We start from the raw sequence: 19,673 nt of genomic DNA, 5'->3' as shown, positions 1-19,673 counted from the left end.
TTTCGTACAGGAGAGCCTCGATGGAGATCTTTCGCGCAGGGAGCAAGCCCTCGGCTCAGGGTCCGGCCGAGTGGTTCACCGGCAAGGTCCGGGTCGATCCGCTGTTCAACCCCGCCGCCCCGGATCGGGTTCAGGGCGCCCATGTGACCTTTGATCCCGGCGCGCGCACGGCCTGGCACACCCATCCACTGGGCCAGACCCTGATCGTCACCTTCGGTCGCGGCCTCGTCCAACGCGAGGGCGGCCCGATCGAGGAGATCCATCCCGGAGATGTGGTCTGGTTCGCCCCCGATGAGCGGCACTGGCACGGAGCCTCGCCCGATACCGGAATGAGCCATATCGCCATTCAGGAGGTTCTGGACGGTCAGGTCGTGACCTGGCTCGAACATGTCTCGGATGCCGAATACGGCGCCTGATCTTCGCGCAAAAGGAGTTTTCCCATGCTTGCCACGGTGATGCACGGCCCCGGAGATGTCCGCTATGAACAGGTCGAAGACCCGAAGATCCTGAAGCCCACGGATGCGATCATCAAGCTGTCGGCGACCTGCATCTGCGGCTCGGACCTCTGGCCCTATCGCGGGCTGCAGCCACAAAAAGGCCCCGCGCATATGGGACACGAATATTGCGGCGTGGTGGTCGAGGTCGGTGCGGATGTGCGGACCATCAAGCCCGGCCAGTTCGTGGTCGGCAGCTTCTGTCTTTCCGACAATACCTGCCCGCATTGCCAGTTCGGGTTCCAGTCCTCCTGCGTCCAGCGCGAGTTCATGTCCGGCGCGCAGGCGCCCTATGCCCGCGTTCCCTTGGCTGATGGCACCTTGGTCGCCACTTCCGAGATGCCGGGGGCCGAGATGGTGCCGCATATGCTGGCCACTTCGGACGTGCTCGGCACCGGATGGTATGCCGCCGTCGCGGCGCAGGTCCGCGAAGGCGGGACCGCAGTGGTGGTCGGCGACGGCGCAGTCGGGCTGATGGGCGTTCTGGCCGCCAGCCAACTGGGCGCAGGTCGCATCATCGCCATGAGCCGCCATGCCGAGCGCCAGAAGCTGGCCCGCGAGTTTGGCGCAACCGACATCGTCGAGGGTCGTGGCGAGGAAGGCATTGCCGCGATCATGGAGATGACCAACGGGGTCGGCGCGGAGTCGGTGCTGGAATGCGTCGGAATGGAGCAGTCCATGCAGCAGGCCGTCGGTGTCTGCCGGCCCGGTGGAACCATCGGCTATGTCGGCGTCCCGCATGGTATCACGTTTGACGGGCAGAGGATGTTCTTTGCGCAAAAGCGGATGCTCGGCGGTCCGGCCCCGGTCCGGCGCTTCCTGCCCGACCTGATGGAGCGGGTGCTGGCCGGAAGGATCCAGCCCGGAAAGGTTTTCGACCTCGTCCTACCGCTCGCGCAGGTTGCCGAGGGCTACAAGGCCATGGACGAGCGCCGGGCGATCAAGACCATGTTGCGGGTCGATACCTGAGGCCGGAAATAGGACGAGAACCGCGGCTGCACCGCTGCATGGACGATGATGCCGACTCGACCTTTGAGGCGCTTCCGACATATTCCGCAGGGTGGCAGGTAGCGAGCGAAGATGATTCTTGTGGAAAACGGGCCGGCGGGTAGCCCCGCGGTCTTTCGGGAACCCCGGCGCATCGTGGTGGCGCATGCCGCCGATGAGGTCCTGCCCGCGCTGGAGGAACTCGACCGGGCCCAGCGTCAGGGCGCATGGCTTGCCGGGTGGATCGGATACGAGGCCGGCATGGCGCTGGAGCCGCGATTGCGCCCCCTGATGCGCCGGTCCCCGGGGGAGCCGCTGTTGGCATTCGGGGTCTATGCCTCGCCCTTGCCAGCGGAGGACTTTCTTGCCGAAACCCGGAACATGGCGGAAGAGGTCAGGATCGCCCCCTTCACGCCCCTTGTGTCGCGCGAGGATTACGAAGCCAGCTTCCGGCAACTCGCGGACTATATCCGGCGGGGCGACTGCTATCAGGTGAACCTGACCTTTCCGCTGCGCGGCAGGCTTCTCGAGGGAACGGCTGCCGGACTTTACGGCGCGCTCGCACGCGTGCAGCCGGTGGAACATGGCGCCTTTGTCGATCTGGGCGTGGGGCCGGCTATCCTCTCGCGCTCGCCCGAGCTTTTCTTCAGCCTCGATTGCGACGGGCGGATCGAGACGCGGCCCATGAAGGGCACCGCGCCGCGCCACCCCGACCCCGCGCGTGACCGCGCCCTTGCCGACGCCCTTCGCGAGGACGAGAAAACCCGGGCCGAGAACCTGATGATCGTCGACCTGCTGCGCAACGATATCGGGCGGATCGCCCGGATCGGCTCGGTCCGCGTCACCGAGTTGTTCAAGGTCGAACCGCTCGAAACCTTGCATCAGATGACGTCCCGCATCGTCGGAGAACTCGCGGAAAGGCTGGGTCTTGCCGGCCTGATACCGGCACTCTTTCCCTGCGGATCGGTCACCGGCGCCCCCAAGATCCGCGCGATGGAGATCATCGCCGAACTGGAGCCTCATCCACGCGGGGTCTATTGCGGGTCGATCGGCTGGATGGCACCGGACGGCAGCGCCGCCTTCATCGTCGCGATCCGCACGCTGCGGCTGCTCGAGGGCGGCGATCTGTTGATGAATGTCGGCGGCGGTGTGGTTCACGATTCCACCGCCGAAGGCGAATGGGAGGAGGCACTATGGAAGGCGCGCTTTGCGGATCCGAGCCGGATCTGCGGCTGATCGAGACGTTGCAATGGGACGGAGGCCGTATGCCCCGCCTGCCCCGTCACCTCGCGCGGCTGGAACGCTCGGCCATGCAACTCGGCTGGTCCTGCGATCAGGACGCGGCCCGCAAGGCGCTGCTTGCCGCCGCGCCGCCCGCCGCTGCGCGAATGCGCCTGACGCTTGACGCGACCGGGCGGCTGGAGGTGACGACAGCGCCGCTGACGGCCGCGCCCACATTCTGGCGTCTTGGCCTCGCCAAACCGCGACTTGCCTCGGACGACCCTTGGCTTCGGATCAAGTCGACGCGGCGGCCGCAACACGATTCGGCGCGCGCCGCGATTCCGGTGGCCCTGGACGAGGTCATCCTGCTCAACGAGCGGAACGAGGTCAGCGAAGGCACCATCACCAATATCTTCTTCGATCTGGGAGAGGGCCTCTGCACCCCTCCCCTCCTCTCCGGCCTGCTGCCCGGAATCCTCCGCGAGGAACTGCTGGAGAGCGGCGAATGTCGGCAGGCGCTCTTGCTGCGCGAGGATGTTGACCGCGCGCGGCTGTGGGTAGGCAATTCGCTTCGCGGGCTGATTCCGGCATTTATCGTGAAGGACGGGGAGATTTCATAGTCCAGCATCGGCGAGATGAGATCACCATTATCCGCATTTGCAGATTTATTTGCGGATCACCTATCCACGGCACCCAGATCGACATGCTTGCCGTGGCTCATCCGAGATGCGGCAATAGGCCCGTCTATCGGCGATTCGGGTCTCGGCAACGGCTTCCGCTCTTCGGGGGGTTGCGGAAAAGCCCGAGATTCACTCCTCTCTTCCTAGCTTTCCGGTCCAAGTGCACGTTCTGTCGAGAAAAACTGTTGCAACAATATGAGAATCGACAGATAGTCACGAAAAAGCGCGGCTAAACGGCAGAAACCGTGAACACGCCGAAGGCAGAGAGCCATGAGCAGAGACAGTGTAGAGAACGAGCTTAACTCGGTCATCCGTCAGCATTCAGAATGGCTGGCGAGTCAGTTGCATGCCCAGCGGGAGAGCTTGTTTCCCCCGGACGCCCAGAAGGCGATGCGCAAGTTCACCTCGGGTGAGGCGGCGGGGCTTTTGGGGATCAATGACAGCTATCTGCGCAAGCTCAATCTGGATGGCAAAGGCCCCTCCCCCGAGCTGACGGCAGGAAACCGGCGGCTTTATTCCGCGCAAGACATCCAGGAACTGCGCCAGCTTCTCGAGAAAACTGCAAGGAAGCCAGGGGATTACCTGCCCGGTCGCCGCGCGGGCGATCACCTGCAGATCATTGGCGTGATGAACTTCAAGGGCGGGTCCGGCAAGACCACGACCTCGGCGCATCTGGCGCAGAGGCTGGCCCTGAAAGGCTATCGGGTGCTGGCGATCGACCTTGACCCGCAAGCCTCGATGACCGCGCTGCACGGCGTGCAGCCGGAATTCGATCTGCGCGACGGCGGGACGCTTTACGACGCCATTCGCTATCAGGACCCTGCCCCGATCCGGCAAGTGATCCGCAAGACCTACATCCCGAATCTGGACCTGATTCCCGGCAACCTCGAATTGATGGAATTTGAGCACGAAACCCCGCGTGCGCTGGCCAAGGGGAATGCCGGGCTGTTCTTCTTCCGGGTCCGCGAGGCTTTGGCACAGGTTGACGACGACTACGACGTCGTGGTGATCGATTGCCCTCCGCAACTCGGCTTTCTGACGATGTCCGCGCTCTCGGCTGCGACCGGCGTGCTGGTCACGATCCACCCGGAAATGCTGGACGTGATGTCCATGAGCCAGTTTCTCCGCATGACCGCGGACCTCATGGATGTGATCGCGGAAAGCGGTGCCGACATGTCCCATGACTGGATGCGCTACCTCCTGACCCGCTACGAGCCGACCGATGCACCGCAGAACCGTATCGTCGCGTTCCTGCGCACGATGTATGGCGACACGGTCCTGAATGCTCCCATGCTGAAATCCACCGCGATCTCCGATGCGGGCCTGACCAAGCAGACGCTCTATGAGGTCGACCGCTCGGCCTTCACGCGGTCCACATATGACCGGGCGATCGAAAGCCTGAACGCCGTGAATGACGAGATTGCGCAGTTGATTCAGAGAACCTGGGGGCGCACATGACCGACAGCAAGAAACGTCGCATGTCGCTTCTGGATGACCTGGCGCAGGCTGGCGCGGGGCCGGGGGCAGCGTCCATGATGGTGACGAACAGCGCCCTGCGCTCGGCGCGGGATGCCGTCGACAGCCATCGCATCTGGGAGCTGGATCCCGAGCAGATCGTGGACGACCGCACCGCCGATCGTCTGGATCCAAAGGATGTCGACGATCTGCGCATCTCCATCGAGGCGGTGGGTCAAACCGTTCCCATCCTGGTGCGCCGTGATCCGGCAAGCCCTGATCGCTACCTTCTGGTCTATGGTCGCAGGCGTCTCGAGGCGGTTCGCGCCTCGGACCGGGTCGGCAAGGTCCGGGCGATGATCGCCGCGATGGATGACAAGGCGGCGGTTCGCGCGCAAGCCTCGGAAAACACGGCAAGACGCGATCTGAGTTTTATCGAGCGCGCCCTTTTCGCGCATGAATTGACCGAAAGCGGCTTTGGTACGCAGGCGGAGGTGGCGGAAGTTCTGAACGTCACGAAATCGGCGATATCGATGGCGCTTTCAGTCGTCCGGGTTGTCGGCCAAGACCTCGCCCGAGCAATTGGGCCGGCCCATGGTATCGGCCGGCCGCGATGGGAAGCGCTGGTCAAGGATCTGCAATCGGCGCGGATGGATTCGGCCGAATTGGTGGAGATTGCCGAGCGTGCGCGTGAAAACGCATCTGAGACCGGCGACAGTTCGGTCGCCGCATTCGAAGCCGTCGGCAAGCGATTAAGGAAAGCGGCAACACCGGCCAGCGCATCGACACGCGGCAGTTCGCGCCCGCTGGTCCTCGGCGGTCAGCGCGTCGGTCGGGTGGTTCGCACCACGGACGGCCTACGGCTCGACCTGAGGATCGACGACAAGGATTTCGCGGACTGGCTGCACGAGCAGGCCACGCCCGCGTTGGAGGAGCTTCACGCCCGTTGGAAAAAGCGCGGCTGAGGAAGGCAGGAGCAACAAGCAAGGAGGCACGAAAAGGCCAAGGAAAAGGTCCCGCAAAGCATAACCTTCACGAGACCCCTTCGATCGTAGCAAATCTAAGGTAGTCCGCGTCGGAACAGACTGCAAGCCCGAAGTGATTCGGAGCGTGGCAATTTCTTTGTCTTCGTGATGAAATTCATGGGTTACATTCCCATCACGTCGTTTCGGCGAATGGTGGATGCTGTCCAATTGCAGCAACATCACCTGATCTCGCATCCCCTGCCCGCCCGGGCGATCAGCAAATGGGACGCGCTGCGCGAACTCGCAACGGCTCGCGCCAGTTTTGGCCTCACGGATCGCGACCTGACGGTTCTGCAGGCGCTTCTGAGCTTTTATCCCGGCACCAATCTCGATCAACCCGAGAAACTGATCGTGTATCCTTCAAACGAGTCCATCTGCGACCGTTTGAACGGGATGCCCTGCTCGACCATGCGGCGGCACCTGGCGAAGCTGGTCTCTGTCGGGGTGATCGCACGTCGGGACAGCCCAAATGGCAAGCGCTACGTCCGCCGCTCGGCCTCTGGGCCGATGGCCTATGGATTTGACCTCTCCCCGCTCGCCCATCGTTTTGATGATTTCGCGGAATTGGCGCAGCAGGTCAGAGAAGATGAACAACGTCTGAACGATCTTCGCCATTCGATCAGCCTGATGCGCCGCGATCTGCGTGGGCTTCTGGAGTTTCCTGACCTTTCGACAATCTCGCATCAGCATTACCAAGCCTTGCTTGACGGCGTGAGCCGACAGCTCCGCCGTAAACTCGATCTGGAGGCGCTCGCCGAGATTGCTCATGCCTTGAAGCAGTCGCTTTCCGAACTGACCGACCTACTCGCTGCCCAGCCAATCGCAGCCAGCGTTACCGAAGAAATGAGCACCAGTCCTGCCGAGAATGAGCAGCACTATCAGAATCAAACTAAATATTCCTATGAATCTGAAATAGAGGCTGAGACCCAGGCCCACACCGTTGAGGGAGGCGACATTGCACTGCCAGAGGTTCTGTCAGTTTGCTCTGAGATCACAAGTTACTCGGAAGACCCTGTTCGGCATTGGCCCGATTTCCTTCTTTTGGCGGAAAAAGTGCGCCCGATGATCGGGATATCCGCAGGCGCTTGGCAAAGAGCTCAGCAACAGATGGGGACCGCTACGGCAGCCGTGGTGCTCGCCGCCATTCTACAACGTCTCGGCAGTATTCGATCACCCGCTGCTTATCTGCAAGCCTTGGCCAAGAAGGCAAGCGCGGGGCAGTTTACTCCAGCACCGATGGTGCGTGCGCTGCTACGGCCCCTTGAGAGTTCACAGCTGTGAACCTTTCGCCTGACCTTAGCCACCCAAGCCCACTTCTCGGAACAAAAACTGAACGCATGGCCTCCAGTATGGGGAACGGCCCAAATCCAACGCATCTCGCCGCCGTTAAAAGATATTGCCATGACGCCACGTCACCTCTATCACGCCAACTCGGCAATAAAGCCCGCTGCACCGCAGCGTGGTTTTGCTCTGGCACAGCGGGGAGGCAGCCATGCTGGATCTGACGAACATTCGCGACGAGTTGCGCGCGCATTACGACCTTGAGCCCTCCTTGGAGCTTGCGGGCGAAATGTCGAATATCCATGCGCGCATGGGCCGGGTCATGCCTTTTGTCGACTGGGCGATACACGCACCCTATGTCCGCGCGATCAATGCTCTCAAGAAGCAGCGCAATGCCGTCGTCCTGGCGCATAATTACATGACGCCGCAGATCTATCACGGGATTGCCGATGTCGTGGGCGATAGCCTTCAATTGGCCATCAAGGCGGCCGAAGTGGATGCCGATGTGATCGTGCAATGTGGCGTTCACTTCATGGCCGAGACGTCGAAGATCCTCAGCCCCGAAAAGACCGTGTTGATGCCGGATATGGAGGCGGGGTGCTCGCTTGCCGAAAGCATCACCGCCGCAGGCATCGCCGAGATGCGTGCCCTCTACCCCGGTGCGCCGGTTGTCAGCTACGTCAACACCACGGCCGAGGTTAAGGCGGCCTCAGACATTTGCTGCACGTCGGCCAATGCCGCACAGATCGTAGCCGCGATGGACAGCGAGACGGTGATCATGACACCGGATAAGTGGCTTGCGCAGAATGTGGCAAAACAGGTGCCGCAAAAGCGTATCGTCTGGTGGGACGGGGCCTGCATCGTGCATGAGCAATTCACTGCGCAGGATCTGCGTGATTTTCGCGACTGGAATCCCGGATTGAAAATCATTGCTCATCCAGAATGTCCGCCCGCGGTGGTGGCAGAGGCCGATTTTTCCGGCTCCACCTCCGGCATCCAGTCTTGGGTCGAGCGCGAGATGCCAAAGCAGGTGATGCTGGTCACCGAGTGCTCGATGGCGACCAATATCTCTGACTCGCTGCCCGATGTCGAATTTCTCGGGCCATGCAACATGTGCCCCTATATGCAGAAGATCACGCTGGAGAAGGTGCTTTGGTCGCTCCATTCGATGACCGGCGCGGTCGAGATCGATCCCGAGGTGGCCGAGCCAGCACGTCGCGCGGTTCAGCGCATGATCGACCTTTCCCAGCGGCTCGCGTCGTGAGCATAGCGACCGGACGTATCGTCATCCTCGGCGCGGGACTGGCGGCCCTGTCAGCAGCGCTGCGTCTTGCGCCACGTCGGGTCCTCGTCGTTTCTCCCGACAGGCTCGGCGATGGTGCCAGTTCTGCCTGGGCGCAGGGTGGCGTGGCTGCGGCGATGGATCCAGCCGACAGTCCGGCAGCGCACGCCGCGGATACGCTGAACGCCGGGGCAGGGCTGGTTGACCCGGCGATCGCTCGTCTTGTGACCCAGGCTGCCCCGGATCATATCCGGCACCTCGCAGGGTTGGGGGCGCCCTTCGATCGGAAGCCTGCGGGGGGATATCACCTCTCACGCGAGGCTGCGCACGGGACGGCACGCGTGGTCCGGGTCAAGGGGGATCAGGCCGGTGCGGCCATCATGGCGGCATTGATCGCCGCGGTCCGAGAAACGCCCTCGATCCAGGTGGTGGAAGGCATGGTCGCCATCCGGCTTCTGACGCGGGCAGGGCGTATGACCGGCGTGCGGCTGATGCGCCGTGAGGGTTCGGAGGCGGTAGACCTCGATGCGCCGGCAGTTTTATTGGCGACGGGCGGCGTTGGTGGTCTCTATCGGGTGACGACCAATCCACCGGCGATATCGGGGCAGGGGCTCGGCATGGCGGCCCGGGCCGGTGCGATGATCGCCGATCCAGAGTTCGTTCAGTTCCACCCCACGGCAATAGACGCGGGCGAAGATCCCACGCCACTTGCGACCGAGGCGTTGCGCGGTGAAGGCGGCCATTTGATCAATATGCATGGCGAACGGTTCATGCTCGCCATCCACCCCGATGCGGAACTGGCACCTCGCGATATTGTCGCTCGCGCTATCCATTCGCAAGCGCGTGCGGGTCTCAGACCGACGCTCGATACGCGCCACTGTCTTGGCGCGCGCATCCTGACCGAGTTCCCTGCGGTCGCCGGGGCCTGCGCGCGCGCGGGTATAGATCCGGTGCAGAACGCGATCCCTGTTGCCGCAGCCGCGCATTATCATATGGGCGGCGTGGCCACCGACACCGACGGCCGGACCAGCCTTCCAGGGCTTTGGGCTTGTGGAGAGGTTGCGTCAACCGGGCTGCATGGCGCGAACCGGCTGGCCTCGAATGGTTTGCTCGAGGCTTTGGTCTTTGCGGCCCGCTGCGCCGCCTCGATCGCTGATGAGGTTCCGCAAGGGGATGCTCCCCCCATCACGCTTCCCACGCTTGCAGGGGCGCCACTTCCTGATCCGGCTATGGTCGGGCGGCTGCGTCACGCGATGACCGAGGGGGCGGGCGTCGTGCGGGATGCCATGGGGCTGAGGGCTTGCCTTGCCGAGATTGCGGCGATTGAGGCAGCCGAGCCGGATTGCCCGACTTTGCAGAACATGACCGCCGCCGCCACGCTGATCGCCGCTGCCGCTTTGGCTCGCCGCGAAAGCCGGGGTGCGCATTGGCGCATTGACTATCCCGAAAGCAGCGGCCCCGTGGGGCAGCGCACACGGATCACCCTTGCCGAGGCCTTGGCCCTGCGGCCAAGTCTGAAGGAAATCGCATGAACGCACAGCCCGCTTTTCCCGACATGATTCTGGAGCCACTGGTCCGAAATGCGCTGATCGAGGATCTTGGCACTTATGGCGACCTGACCACGCGGACCGTGATCCCGGCAGAGACGCGCTATTCCGCGCGGATCGTCGCGCGCGAGGCGGGCGTGGCATCAGGGATGCAGATTGCCGAGATCGCCTTTCGACTTATCAACCCAGGGTTGAAATTTCGCGCTCTGGTTGCAGATGGCGGCCGTTTCGAACAAGGACAGGCGCTGGCCGAGGTGGAGGGCGAGGCGTCCTCGATCCTCTCGGCCGAGCGTGTGGCGCTGAATTTTGCCGGGCGGCTCTCGGGCATTGCGACCCAGACGGCGGCTTTCGTCGAGGAGGTGCGGGGGACTCCCGCACGCATCACCTGCACACGCAAGACGACGCCGGGGCTGCGCCTTGTCGAGAAGCAGGCGGTCTTGCACGGCGGCGGCTTCAACCACCGCTTCTCGCTCTCCGATGCCATCCTGATCAAAGACAACCACATTGCGGCGGCGGGGGGCATCCGCGCAGTGCTTCAGGCGGTCAAGGCGCGCGCCTCGCACATGATCCGGGTCGAGATCGAGGTCGACCGCCTCGATCAACTGGACGAGGTGCTGGACGAAGGCGGTGCCGATATCGTCCTCCTCGACAATATGGACACGCCCACATTGACGCAGGCGGTGGCGATGAATGCCGGGCGGCTCGTGCTCGAGGCTTCGGGCAACATGCGGCTCTCCCGCGTGGCGGAGGTTGCGGCGACCGGAGTTGACTACATATCCGTCGGGGCGCTGACCCATTCTTCCCGCACATTGGACCTTGGCCTCGATTTCTGAGGTCAAACGGGCTGACGTCTGATCCTCAGCTATGCGCCGCTGATCTCCCACAACAGCGGGTTCTGTGTATCGAACAGGATCTTGTCCTCGGAACCATCCATTGTGAGTTAACCATAGGCGGGTAGGGGGCGACCGTGATCCATGCCCTCCAGATCGAGGGTGCCATGGGCGCACGGTCGCAGTCGCTGCTTTGCATGGTCGTGCTGGCGGCAACGATGGCGACGCTTTTCGATCTCAGGATCATCCGGCCTCTTCTGTTCTGGCGCAGGCCTTCCCAAGAGCCTGCGGGCGACTATGCCTCATCCGAAGATTGACCGGGACTGGGTCAAAGATCGAAGCCGTGACCGGTTTCAAGCAAGGACTTCATACTGGACAAAACCAGCGGCCAGCCCTTGCTGATGCCGTTGAACATGCCGCTATCGGGCTGAAGATCTTCATGGGTGACGGTCAGTTTCACCATGCCGCCCTGAGGCTCGATATCGAAGGTCACGCGGCTGTATTCTGCGAGGTCGTCCTTCTGGCTTTCATTGGCCCAGCTGATGACGAGCTGCCTGGGTGGGTTGCTGCTGATAACCTCGCCGACCAGATCAACAGACCTTGCAGCGTCGGTCCTGACGTGCTGCCAGGCTGAGCCGGGTTTCCAGTCCGTGCTGACATTCTCGTGGCCCCAGTAGCGGCTGGTCACGTCGGGCCTCGTGATGGCCTCGAATACTTTCTCGGGCGTGGTCAGGATATAGGTGACATAGACGAAACTTGCGGATCTGTCGGTCATTTCTGTCTCCCTTCGAGTTCGTGCTTGAGGTCGTGGAGAAGACTTAGGCGGCTTTTCTCGAACTTGCGGACCCAGCGCTCATAGACGTCGTGGAGCGGGACCGGGTTGATGAAATGCAGCTTTTCCCGCCCGCGACGGATGGTGCTGATCAGGTTCGCATCTTCCAGCAGCCCGAGATGCTGGGTCACGGACTGGCGTTTCATGTCCAGCGTTTCGCAGAGCTGGCCAAGCGTCTGGCCGTTCCTGTCGCAAAGCGCATCCAGCAGCTTCCTGCGACCCGGATCGGCAAGCGCCTTGAAGACCCTGTTGTCGTCCATCGGGCTCTCCGCTCGCGGCAGGATCAAATAAAGCAGGTAATTACCTGCATGTCAAGATTAGCAGGCAATCACCTGCGTTTAAAATGCAGAGAAATCGCCAGTGGCGATCAGGTGCGGATCGTCGCGATCCGATAGCATCATCGAATGGATGAGAGAATATCCGGCCCGGTTGCGCGGTTCTGCAAGGAGGCGCAACCGGGGGAAGCCGGCGCCAGGGAAGGAGAGCGCCGGCGATAAACCCCGCGTCGTCAGGGACGCGGGGCAGGGAGGTCAGTTCTGGGCGCGCAGGTCCGCAAGCACCTTCTGGACGCGATCGACGACGTCTTCGCCGATATCCGCCTTGTGCTTCTCATAGACCACCTGGGATTTCTCCAGCATCCGCTCCGCCTCTTCCGGGGCGACCGTGTTGAACTTGAGGCCGGCTTCCTCGACCTTGGCCAGCGAAGCCTTGTTCAGCTCCTGGATGACCTTGCGCTCCTCGTCACGACCGACGGCCGCGCAATCGCGCAGAGCCTGCTGCTCTTCGGGCGAGTAGGTGTTGAAGATCGCCTTCGAGAAGAGGAACAGGAACGGCGTGTAGGCGTGCTTGGTCTCGCTGACATAGGACTGCACCTCGTAGAACTTCGAGGTGTCGAGCGTGACATAGGGGTTTTCCTGCGCGTCGATAGCCTTGGTTTCCAGCGCCGAGAACACCTCGCCGAAGGCCATCGGGGTCGCGTTCGCGCCGAAGTTCGAGAAGGTGTCGAGGAAGATGTTGTTCTGCATCACGCGCAGCTTCAGCCCCTCGAAGTCTTCCCATTTGGTGATCGGCTGCTTCGAGTTCGAGACGTTGCGGAAGCCGTTCTCCCAATAGGCGAGGTTGACGAGGCCCGCCGCGTCCAGCTTTTCGTTCAGGAAGTCGCCGAACTCGCCATCCATGACGGCATAGGCTTCCTCGTTGCTGCGGAACAGGAACGGCAGGTCGAAGACGCCAAGCGCCGGAACGATCCCGACCAGCGGCGAGGAGGAGGTCACGACCGCCTCCTGCACGCCCGAACGCAGGGCCTGCGTGGCCTGCAGGTCGCCGCCAAGCGCGCCGCCCCAGAAGCCGGTCATCTTCATCTTGCCGCCGGTCTTGTCGTCCAGGCAGACCTGCATGGCCTTCATGCCGTTGTTGACCGGGTGGTCTTCGTTGATGCCGTTCGAGACGCGGAAGTTGCGGTCCTGGAACTCGGCCATGGCCGGGGTCGCGGCACCAAGCAGCGTCGAGACAAGCAGGGCAGCCTTGATTGCGGGGCTTTTCATTTGGTTTCCTCCCAATTGATGGAAAAGCGGTGAAGGAGTGTCAGTAGAGCCAGTTCGCCGGGATGGTCACGATCTGCGGGAACAGGACCAACAGGAACAGGACGATGGTTTCGGCGATCAGGAAGGGCCAGACCCCGGTGATGACGCGGCCGAGGGGGATCTTGCCGACCCCGCTGACCACGTTCAGCACCACACCGACGGGCGGGGTCAGAAGGCCGATGCAGCAGTTCATGATGAACATTACGCCGAAATAGATCGGGTCGATCCCTGCCTTGACGACGATTGGCAGCAGCACGGGCGTCAGGATCAGGATGGTCGGCGTCAGGTCGAGTGCCGTGCCCACGATCAGGATCAGGACCATGATCACGAACATCAGCAGTTTCGGATGGTCGATCAACGGTTCGATGAAGCCGGTGATCTCGTTCGGGATGTTCGCCGCCGTGATCAGCCAGGCCGAAACCAGCGCCGCGCAGACAAGGAACATGATCGCCGAGGTGGTCTTGGCCGCCGAGAGCAGGACCTTGGGCAGTTCGGAAAGATTCAGTTCGCCATAGACGAACATGCCGACGAAAAGCGCGTAGAAGGCGGCGACGACGGCGGCTTCGGTTGGCGTCACGATGCCCATCTTGATGCCGCCGAGGATGATGACCGGCATCCCAAGCGCCCAGACCGCACGCGCGGCCTGCCGGCCACGTTCGGACCAGCTTGCCTTCGGCAGGCTCTCGATCTTGTCCTTGCGCACCACGAGCAGCCAGGTGACGATAAGCGACAGGCCCATCAGTATGCCCGGAACGATCCCCGCCATGAACAGTTTCGAGATCGAGACGTTGGCGGCGACGCCAAAGACGATGAAGGCCATCGAGGGCGGGATGACCGGCGCGATGACGCCGCCCGCGGCGATCAGGCCGGCCGAACGCGGCACGTTATAGCCGGCCTTCGCCATCATCGGGATCAGGATTGCGGCCAGCGCCGCGGTATCGGCGGCCGCCGAGCCCGAGATCGAGGCCATGATGATCGCGGCAAAGATCGCAACGATCCCAAGGCCGCCCCGGATATGCCCGACGCAGGCGATCGAGAAGTCGATGATGCGCTTCGATAGGCCGCCCGCGTTCATCAGCTCGCCCGCGAGGACGAAGAAGGGAATGGCCAGCAGCGTGAACGTATCGGCGCCGATCATCATGTTCTGCGCGATGATCTGCGTGTTGAACATGCCCATATAGGTCATGAGCATGACGCCGCAGAAGATCAGCGCGAAGGCGACCGGCGCGCCGATGACCATGGCGCCGAGGAGCGAGACGATAAAGACGATAAGGGTCATAGTGCCCGCTCCGAGAGTTCTTCGACACTGTGATGCTCGCCCGCGAAGGCCGAGATTTCGGCATCGGTGATCCTGCCGGTCAGCAGCCGCAGAAGGCGCTCAAGCGTGATCAGGATGATGCAGGTGGCGGTGAAGATGCCCGTGCCGTAAACCCAGGACATCGGAATGCCCGAGACCGGCGCGAGCATGCTGTTGTTGATCGGAAGCTGTTTCCAGGTTCCGACCAGCAGGACGCCCGAACAGGCGATGATCAGGATATCGGACAGCACCATCATCAGAACCCGTCCCTTGCGGCCGAGCATGGCGACGAAGGTCTCCATCCCCATATGCAGGTTGTGGCGATGGGCCACGACCGCGCCGATAAAGGTCAGCCAGACGAAGAAGAAGCGCGACAGCTCCTCGGTGACCGGAATGCCCGAGTTCATCGAATAGCGCATGACGACGTTGACGAAGACCATCAACGCCATGCCACCGATCAGCAGGCAAAGAACGATGTCGAGCAGGCGATAGAACAGGTTGATTGCAGTTCTGATCATCTCAGATCCTTTCCCCCAATCCACGCTGCACCAGGTTGCGCAGCAGTTCCCGCGTCCCGAAATCCCATTCGGGGCAGCGGTCGGAGCGGTCGACCCAGTTGGTCAGCCTGCCAAGGCTCGGCGTCGAGATTTCGACGCGATCGCCGATTTCATGGGTGAAGCCCTGACCCTTGCCGCGGCGGTCCTTGACCGGGGCGAACATGGTGCCGAGGAACAGCACCGCGCCGTCAGGATACTGGTGCGAGCGGTTGCGCATCTGCGAGACGAGGTCGGCGGGCTTGCGGCTGATCGCCTGCATGGGGCTTTCGCCCGCCATGTCGAACCCATCGGTGCCCTCGACATGCAGCGAGACGACGACCTGCTCCAGCACTTCCAGGGTGAAGCTCTCATCGAAAAGCCGGACGAACGGCCCGATCGAGCAGGAAGCGTTGTTGTCCTTGGCCTTGCCCAGCAGCAGGGCCGAACGTCCCTCGACATCGCGCAGGTTCACGTCATTGCCCAGCGTCGCGCCAAGGATCCTGCCGTCCGAGCGGGTGACAAGAACCACCTCCGGCTCGGGGTTGTTCCATTCCGAGATCGGGTGAAGCCCGACCTTGTCGCCGCAGCCGACCGAGGACATGGGCTGAGCCTTGGTGAAGATCTCGGCATCGGGGCCGATACCTACCTCCAGATACTGCGACCAGAGGTTCATCTCCTGCAGCAGTTCCTTGACCTGACGGGCCTTTTTCGAACCTGCAGCGACGCCGCGCAGGTTCTCGCCGATGACCGGCGCAAGGCGCGCCCGAATGTCCTGAGCCCGGCCGGCATCGCCACGGGCCTGCTCTTCGATTACCCGTTCCAGCATGCTGTCGGCGAAGGTCACGCCCGCGGCCTTGATGGCCTGCAGATCGACCGGCGCCAGCAGCCGCCCGGCGCTGCCATTCAGGAAATCGTCCAGATGCCCCAGATCGGGCAGTTCAGCGGACGCCACGCGGGCAACCACGTCATCCTGTTCCAGCAGACCCGATACGGTCGCCGAAATCCCGGTAAGATCGAAAACCCGCGAGTTGCGGATGACCACGGGGCAGGGTCCGCCTGCCGCATCGGACCAGACCCTGCCGACGAGGATGGCGCGGTCAGCATCCGCAGGCAGAATGCCCTCTGCCTTCAACGCTTGAGTTGATTTCAACACAACCTCCCAATTTTTCTGTGACGCCTCCACGCGTCGATGTTGTCATAATGGTGTCAGACAACATTATGACCTGATCATTATATCGACCCGGAGATTCTGTCCACCGTCAAAACCCACTCGCTGTGGATTCATTCAGACAATTGACTCAATTGAAGAATTCCAACTCCAGGCCGACTCTCTTGGCGGATCCGGTCAGGTGCTGCCGCATGGCGCTGCGTGCCGCCAACGGCTCGCGCGCGAAGATTGCATCACGGATGGCGCCATGCTCGGCGATGGTGATTTCCTTGATGCGTTCGGGCAGGAGCTGTTCCCGCGCGGCGATGATCACATGGCCCACGCGGTCGGCAATCGCGCCGATGAACTGGTCGAAATATTCATTGCCGGTCGCCACCGCGATGATCCGATGGAATTCCAGATCGGCGGCGACCCCTTCGGTGTTCCAGTCCTGCGACACGGCCATCCGATGCAGCGCGGCATCAAGAACCCTCATCTGCTCGTCGGTGCGATGGACCGCGGCAAGCCCCGCGGCCTCGATTTCAAGGGGAACGCGCAACTGGAACAGATCCGAGAAGGCGTGCTTGTCCATCTGCCCGCCGTCGCCCAGCCGGATCGGACGGGCAGGGCGCTCGACGACGAATGCTCCGACGCCCTGACGGGTTTCGACCAGCCCTTCGTTGCGGAGTTGGGCAATCGCCTCGCGGATGACCGTCCGGCTGACACCAAAGGTCTGCGCCATCGAATGTTCCGTGGGCAGCTTGTCGCCGGGCTTGATCGTTCCGTTGTGGATATGCTCGGCGAATTGCGATGCAATCCGCGCCGGAAGATGCTCGTTTCGGGCGATCTGCTTGAATTCCTGGGCCATCTCAAACCTCTCCTCTTCCGCTCATCAGGTTCGGTCGAAATGTGAACCGGGGTTCATCACCCAGTCGGGGTCGATCGCGGTCTTGATCGCCAGCAGCAGCTTGCGCCGGGTTTCCGGCAGCCGCGCGTGGAAATCCGGCTTTTTCAGCCGGCCGATGCCATGCTCGGCGCTGATCGAGCCATCGTAGCGGTCGAGGACCGCATTCACGATCTTCTTCGCGGCAAGGATCTGGGCGTCGATCTGCTCGGGGCTCTGGCTGAAATCTGGCAGCACGTTCAGATGCACATTCCCATCGCCGACATGGCCATAGGACACACTGGTGCTTCCCGGCATCGCCTCTGCAATCGCAGCCTCGGCATCGGCCACGAAATCCGCTAGCTTCGAAAGCGGGACCGAGACATCGGTGCGCAAATGCTTGCCGCGCTTGGCCTGCCCCTCGTTCATACCCTCGCGGATCAGCCACAGGTTCTGGGCCTGCGTCTGCGACTGCGCCACCACGCCATCGACGACAAGGCCTTCCTCCATCGCGCCTTCCAGAAAGCGCGAGACGAGATCGTCGATATCGACGAGGCCCGAGCCCGAGATCTCCATCAGCACATAGGCGGGATGATCCGCCGCGATCGGGATTTGCAGATCGGGAATCGCCTCCTGCGCCAGTGTCATCGCCAGCGGGGGCATGAATTCGAAGGCGGACATCAGATCGCAGCATTGGGTGCGCGCACGCCGATAAAGCGCCATCACCCCGTCCAGCGATTCGAGTGCCAGAAGCGCCGTCGCAACGTTCTCGGGGCGCGGCAGCAGCTTTACCGATACGGCAGTGATGATCCCCAGCGTCCCCTCGGCTCCGATGAACAATTGCTTCAGGTCGATGCCGCGATTGTCCTTGCGCAGCTGCGACAGCCCGTCGAAAACCGTGCCGTCGGGCAGCACGACCTCAATCCCCAGAACCAGTTCGCGCGTCATGCCATAGCGCAGGACGTTCACGCCCCCCGCATTGGTCGAGACATTGCCGCCGATCTGGCAGCTCCCTTGCGAGCCGAGGGCCAGTGGGAAGAACAGTCCGGCCTTGGAAATCTCCTCCTTGAAGGCCTCCAGAACGCAGCCCGCTTCGACGGTTGCCGAAAAATCCTCGGGGTCGATTCGGCGGATGCGGGTCATCCGCTCAAGGCTCAGGACCACCTGACGCGAGGGGGCGTCTGGCGTCGCGCCAAGGACGAGGCCGGTATTGCCGCCCTGCGGGACAAGGGCCAGCCCCAGCCTCGCTGCCGTGCGGACGCAGCTTGCAACCTCGTCAGTGCTGCGCGGTCTCAGCACCGCCACGGCCCCGGTCGTCACGTCGCCGTGCCAATCGGTGCAATAGCGGGCGACGTCATTTCCGGTCAGCACGATATCGGAACCCAGCGCGTCGCGCAGCCCCGCGGCCAAATCGTCGTTGGCGACCTCATCTAGCATTGGCATCATCTGGCCTGACCCTCCCCCGTCGCCCCTGTGGCGTGAAAACGTCTTGCATCATACAAAGATCAGGTTATCAGACAACCATATAAATCTGATCGCGCGGCAGAGCGCTGCGCGAACCCATTTTTCGGGAGGAGAACCGATGCATATCCTGATCATTGGCGCGGCAGGCATGGTGGGGCGCAAGCTCACGCAGCGTCTGGTCGCAGACGGGGCGCTGGACGGGCGCGAGATCGACGCGCTGACCTTGGTTGACGTGGTTGAGCCCGAGAAGCCCGCCGGATTCGCTGGCAAGGTCACCTGCCTGACCGCCGACCTCTCTGACGCAGGCACGGCCGAGCGTCTGATCGCCACGCGCCCCGACGTGATCTATCATCTCGCCGCCATCGTGTCGGGCGAGGCCGAGCTTGATTTTGAGAAGGGCTACCGCATCAACCTCGACGGCACCCGCGCGCTTTTCGAGGCGATCCGGCTGGCGCAGAAAGAGGACGGCTATCGCCCGCGCGTCGTCTTCGCGTCCTCCATCGCCGTGGTCGGCGCGCCGCTGCCCTTCCCGATCCCGGACGATTTCCACACCACGCCGCTGACCAGCTATGGCACGCAAAAGGCGATGAGCGAGCTGCTGCTGGCCGACTATTCCCGCCGCGGCTTCTTCGACGGCATCGGCATCCGCCTGCCCACGATCTGCATTCGTCCCGGCAAGCCGAACGCGGCGGCTTCGGGCTTCTTCTCGAACATCCTGCGCGAGCCGCTGGTCGGGCAGGAGGCCGTGCTGCCGGTTCCCGAAAGCATCCGCCACTGGCACACCTCGCCCCGTTCGGCTGTCGGCTTCATGCTGCACGCCGCGACCATCGACGTCGATCTGGTCGGCCCGCGCCGCAACCTCTCGATGCCGGGCCTCAGCGCCACGGTGGGCGAGCAGATCGAGGCGCTGCGCCGCGTTGCTGGCGAAAAGGCCGTGGCCCTCATTCGCCGCGAGCCCGACGAGATGATCATGCGCATGTGCGCCGGCTGGGCGCCGGGCTTCGAGGCCAAGCGCGCCACCGAACTCGGTTTCACCGCCGAGAAGTCCTTCGACGAGATCATCAAGGTCCACATCGACGACGAACTTGGAGGCAAGCTCTGATGGTCGCTGAACCAGCGAATGCTGCCC

At 62.7% G+C, this 19,673-nt stretch carries 20 protein-coding genes; 12 read left to right on the top strand and 8 right to left on the bottom strand.

Annotation, left to right across the window (positions count from 1 at the left end; all coding sequences use genetic code 11):
* Window positions 1-20: 20 nt before the first annotated feature.
* From VNQ78_RS17750 to VNQ78_RS17700, 11 genes are all read left to right on the top strand, one after another.
* Window positions 21-416, top strand: coding sequence for a (R)-mandelonitrile lyase (locus VNQ78_RS17750; RefSeq protein ID WP_325692269.1), 396 nt, complete (start codon window positions 21-23; stop codon window positions 414-416).
* Window positions 417-440: 24 nt separating this feature from the next.
* Window positions 441-1,463: a zinc-dependent alcohol dehydrogenase family protein gene (locus VNQ78_RS17745; protein ID WP_325692267.1), complete on the top strand. Its 1,023-nt coding sequence runs from the start codon at window positions 441-443 to the stop codon at window positions 1,461-1,463.
* 111 nt (window positions 1,464-1,574) lie between these two features.
* Window positions 1,575-2,717, top strand: coding sequence for an aminodeoxychorismate synthase component I (locus tag VNQ78_RS17740; RefSeq protein ID WP_325692265.1), 1,143 nt, complete (start codon window positions 1,575-1,577; stop codon window positions 2,715-2,717).
* Entirely contained in the window at window positions 2,675-3,322 is a 648-nt protein-coding gene (locus VNQ78_RS17735) for an aminotransferase class IV family protein (RefSeq protein ID WP_325692263.1), read from the top strand. Before VNQ78_RS17740 ends, VNQ78_RS17735 begins: the two co-directional genes overlap by 43 nt.
* Window positions 3,323-3,652: 330 nt before the next feature.
* On the top strand, window positions 3,653-4,840 hold the full coding sequence (repA, locus tag VNQ78_RS17730; protein ID WP_325692261.1) for a plasmid partitioning protein RepA: 1,188 nt from the start codon (window positions 3,653-3,655) through the stop codon (window positions 4,838-4,840).
* Entirely contained in the window at window positions 4,837-5,802 is a 966-nt protein-coding gene (gene repB, locus VNQ78_RS17725; RefSeq protein ID WP_325692259.1) for a plasmid partitioning protein RepB, read from the top strand. Before repA ends, repB begins: the two co-directional genes overlap by 4 nt.
* Window positions 5,803-5,979: 177 nt before the next feature.
* The gene (repC, locus tag VNQ78_RS17720) at window positions 5,980-7,143 is read left to right on the top strand and encodes a plasmid replication protein RepC (protein WP_325692257.1); all 1,164 of its coding nucleotides are present in this window, start codon (window positions 5,980-5,982) and stop codon (window positions 7,141-7,143) included.
* 211 nt (window positions 7,144-7,354) lie between these two features.
* Window positions 7,355-8,407, top strand: a complete 1,053-nt coding sequence (gene nadA, locus VNQ78_RS17715; protein ID WP_325692255.1) for a quinolinate synthase NadA — start codon at window positions 7,355-7,357, stop codon at window positions 8,405-8,407.
* Complete coding sequence (locus VNQ78_RS17710) at window positions 8,404-9,957, top strand: L-aspartate oxidase (protein ID WP_325692253.1); 1,554 nt, start codon at window positions 8,404-8,406, stop codon at window positions 9,955-9,957. Before nadA ends, VNQ78_RS17710 begins: the two co-directional genes overlap by 4 nt.
* Window positions 9,954-10,805, top strand: coding sequence for a carboxylating nicotinate-nucleotide diphosphorylase (gene nadC, locus VNQ78_RS17705; protein ID WP_325692251.1), 852 nt, complete (start codon window positions 9,954-9,956; stop codon window positions 10,803-10,805). The genes VNQ78_RS17710 and nadC overlap by 4 nt, the downstream gene beginning before the upstream one ends.
* A gap of 134 nt (window positions 10,806-10,939) precedes the next feature.
* Window positions 10,940-11,119, top strand: coding sequence for a hypothetical protein (locus tag VNQ78_RS17700; protein ID WP_325692249.1), 180 nt, complete (start codon window positions 10,940-10,942; stop codon window positions 11,117-11,119).
* Between the two features lie 11 nt (window positions 11,120-11,130).
* Here VNQ78_RS17700 and VNQ78_RS17695 read toward each other — a convergent pair whose 3' ends face one another.
* The 8 genes from VNQ78_RS17695 to VNQ78_RS17660 all read right to left on the bottom strand — a co-directional run bounded on the left by VNQ78_RS17695 (window position 11,131) and on the right by VNQ78_RS17660 (window position 18,523).
* Complete coding sequence (locus VNQ78_RS17695; RefSeq protein ID WP_325692248.1) at window positions 11,131-11,577, bottom strand: SRPBCC family protein; 447 nt, start codon at window positions 11,575-11,577, stop codon at window positions 11,131-11,133.
* Window positions 11,574-11,894: a helix-turn-helix domain-containing protein gene (locus tag VNQ78_RS17690; RefSeq protein WP_325692246.1), complete on the bottom strand. Its 321-nt coding sequence runs from the start codon at window positions 11,892-11,894 to the stop codon at window positions 11,574-11,576. Before VNQ78_RS17690 ends, VNQ78_RS17695 begins: the two co-directional genes overlap by 4 nt.
* 270 nt (window positions 11,895-12,164) lie before the next feature.
* Window positions 12,165-13,178 (bottom strand): TRAP transporter substrate-binding protein, encoded by a 1,014-nt coding sequence (locus VNQ78_RS17685; protein ID WP_325692244.1) that lies wholly within the window; start codon window positions 13,176-13,178, stop codon window positions 12,165-12,167.
* A gap of 40 nt (window positions 13,179-13,218) precedes the next feature.
* The gene (locus VNQ78_RS17680) at window positions 13,219-14,496 is read right to left on the bottom strand and encodes a TRAP transporter large permease subunit (protein WP_325692242.1); all 1,278 of its coding nucleotides are present in this window, start codon (window positions 14,494-14,496) and stop codon (window positions 13,219-13,221) included.
* Window positions 14,493-15,032, bottom strand: a complete 540-nt coding sequence (locus VNQ78_RS17675; protein ID WP_325692240.1) for a TRAP transporter small permease — start codon at window positions 15,030-15,032, stop codon at window positions 14,493-14,495. Before VNQ78_RS17675 ends, VNQ78_RS17680 begins: the two co-directional genes overlap by 4 nt.
* Window position 15,033: 1 nt before the next feature.
* On the bottom strand, window positions 15,034-16,200 hold the full coding sequence (locus tag VNQ78_RS17670) for a fumarylacetoacetate hydrolase family protein (protein WP_325692238.1): 1,167 nt from the start codon (window positions 16,198-16,200) through the stop codon (window positions 15,034-15,036).
* Window positions 16,201-16,348: 148 nt separating this feature from the next.
* The gene (locus VNQ78_RS17665; RefSeq protein WP_325692236.1) at window positions 16,349-17,065 is read right to left on the bottom strand and encodes a FadR/GntR family transcriptional regulator; all 717 of its coding nucleotides are present in this window, start codon (window positions 17,063-17,065) and stop codon (window positions 16,349-16,351) included.
* 24 nt (window positions 17,066-17,089) lie between these two features.
* Complete coding sequence (locus VNQ78_RS17660; protein ID WP_325692234.1) at window positions 17,090-18,523, bottom strand: FAD-binding oxidoreductase; 1,434 nt, start codon at window positions 18,521-18,523, stop codon at window positions 17,090-17,092.
* Window positions 18,524-18,662: 139 nt separating this feature from the next.
* On the opposite strand from VNQ78_RS17660, the gene denD reads away from it, so the two are divergent.
* Window positions 18,663-19,646, top strand: coding sequence for a D-erythronate dehydrogenase (gene denD / locus VNQ78_RS17655; RefSeq protein ID WP_325692232.1), 984 nt, complete (start codon window positions 18,663-18,665; stop codon window positions 19,644-19,646).
* Window positions 19,647-19,673 lie beyond the last annotated feature (27 nt).

The sequence above is a fragment of the Paracoccus sp. (in: a-proteobacteria) genome (assembly GCF_035556475.1).
In the GTDB taxonomy this organism is placed as follows: domain Bacteria; phylum Pseudomonadota; class Alphaproteobacteria; order Rhodobacterales; family Rhodobacteraceae; genus Paracoccus.
This window is presented reverse-complemented; position numbering and strand designations above follow the sequence as displayed.

What these genes read in the sequence shown, in the direction of transcription:
- VNQ78_RS17680 (WP_325692242.1), bottom strand. Translation starts at nt 14,496, where the DNA reads ATGACCCTTATCGTCTTTATCGTCTCGCTCCTCGGCGCCATGGTCATC.
- VNQ78_RS17660 (WP_325692234.1), bottom strand. Translation starts at nt 18,523, where the DNA reads ATGCCAATGCTAGATGAGGTCGCCAACGACGATTTGGCCGCGGGGCTG.
- repA (WP_325692261.1), top strand. Translation starts at nt 3,653, where the DNA reads ATGAGCAGAGACAGTGTAGAGAACGAGCTTAACTCGGTCATCCGTCAG.
- VNQ78_RS17750 (WP_325692269.1), top strand. Translation starts at nt 21, where the DNA reads ATGGAGATCTTTCGCGCAGGGAGCAAGCCCTCGGCTCAGGGTCCGGCC.
- nadC (WP_325692251.1), top strand. Translation starts at nt 9,954, where the DNA reads ATGAACGCACAGCCCGCTTTTCCCGACATGATTCTGGAGCCACTGGTC.
- VNQ78_RS17735 (WP_325692263.1), top strand. Translation starts at nt 2,675, where the DNA reads ATGGAAGGCGCGCTTTGCGGATCCGAGCCGGATCTGCGGCTGATCGAG.
- VNQ78_RS17685 (WP_325692244.1), bottom strand. Translation starts at nt 13,178, where the DNA reads ATGAAAAGCCCCGCAATCAAGGCTGCCCTGCTTGTCTCGACGCTGCTT.
- VNQ78_RS17695 (WP_325692248.1), bottom strand. Translation starts at nt 11,577, where the DNA reads ATGACCGACAGATCCGCAAGTTTCGTCTATGTCACCTATATCCTGACC.
- VNQ78_RS17745 (WP_325692267.1), top strand. Translation starts at nt 441, where the DNA reads ATGCTTGCCACGGTGATGCACGGCCCCGGAGATGTCCGCTATGAACAG.
- repC (WP_325692257.1), top strand. Translation starts at nt 5,980, where the DNA reads ATGGGTTACATTCCCATCACGTCGTTTCGGCGAATGGTGGATGCTGTC.
- VNQ78_RS17675 (WP_325692240.1), bottom strand. Translation starts at nt 15,032, where the DNA reads ATGATCAGAACTGCAATCAACCTGTTCTATCGCCTGCTCGACATCGTT.
- repB (WP_325692259.1), top strand. Translation starts at nt 4,837, where the DNA reads ATGACCGACAGCAAGAAACGTCGCATGTCGCTTCTGGATGACCTGGCG.
- nadA (WP_325692255.1), top strand. Translation starts at nt 7,355, where the DNA reads ATGCTGGATCTGACGAACATTCGCGACGAGTTGCGCGCGCATTACGAC.
- denD (WP_325692232.1), top strand. Translation starts at nt 18,663, where the DNA reads ATGCATATCCTGATCATTGGCGCGGCAGGCATGGTGGGGCGCAAGCTC.
- VNQ78_RS17690 (WP_325692246.1), bottom strand. Translation starts at nt 11,894, where the DNA reads ATGGACGACAACAGGGTCTTCAAGGCGCTTGCCGATCCGGGTCGCAGG.
- VNQ78_RS17740 (WP_325692265.1), top strand. Translation starts at nt 1,575, where the DNA reads ATGATTCTTGTGGAAAACGGGCCGGCGGGTAGCCCCGCGGTCTTTCGG.
- VNQ78_RS17665 (WP_325692236.1), bottom strand. Translation starts at nt 17,065, where the DNA reads ATGGCCCAGGAATTCAAGCAGATCGCCCGAAACGAGCATCTTCCGGCG.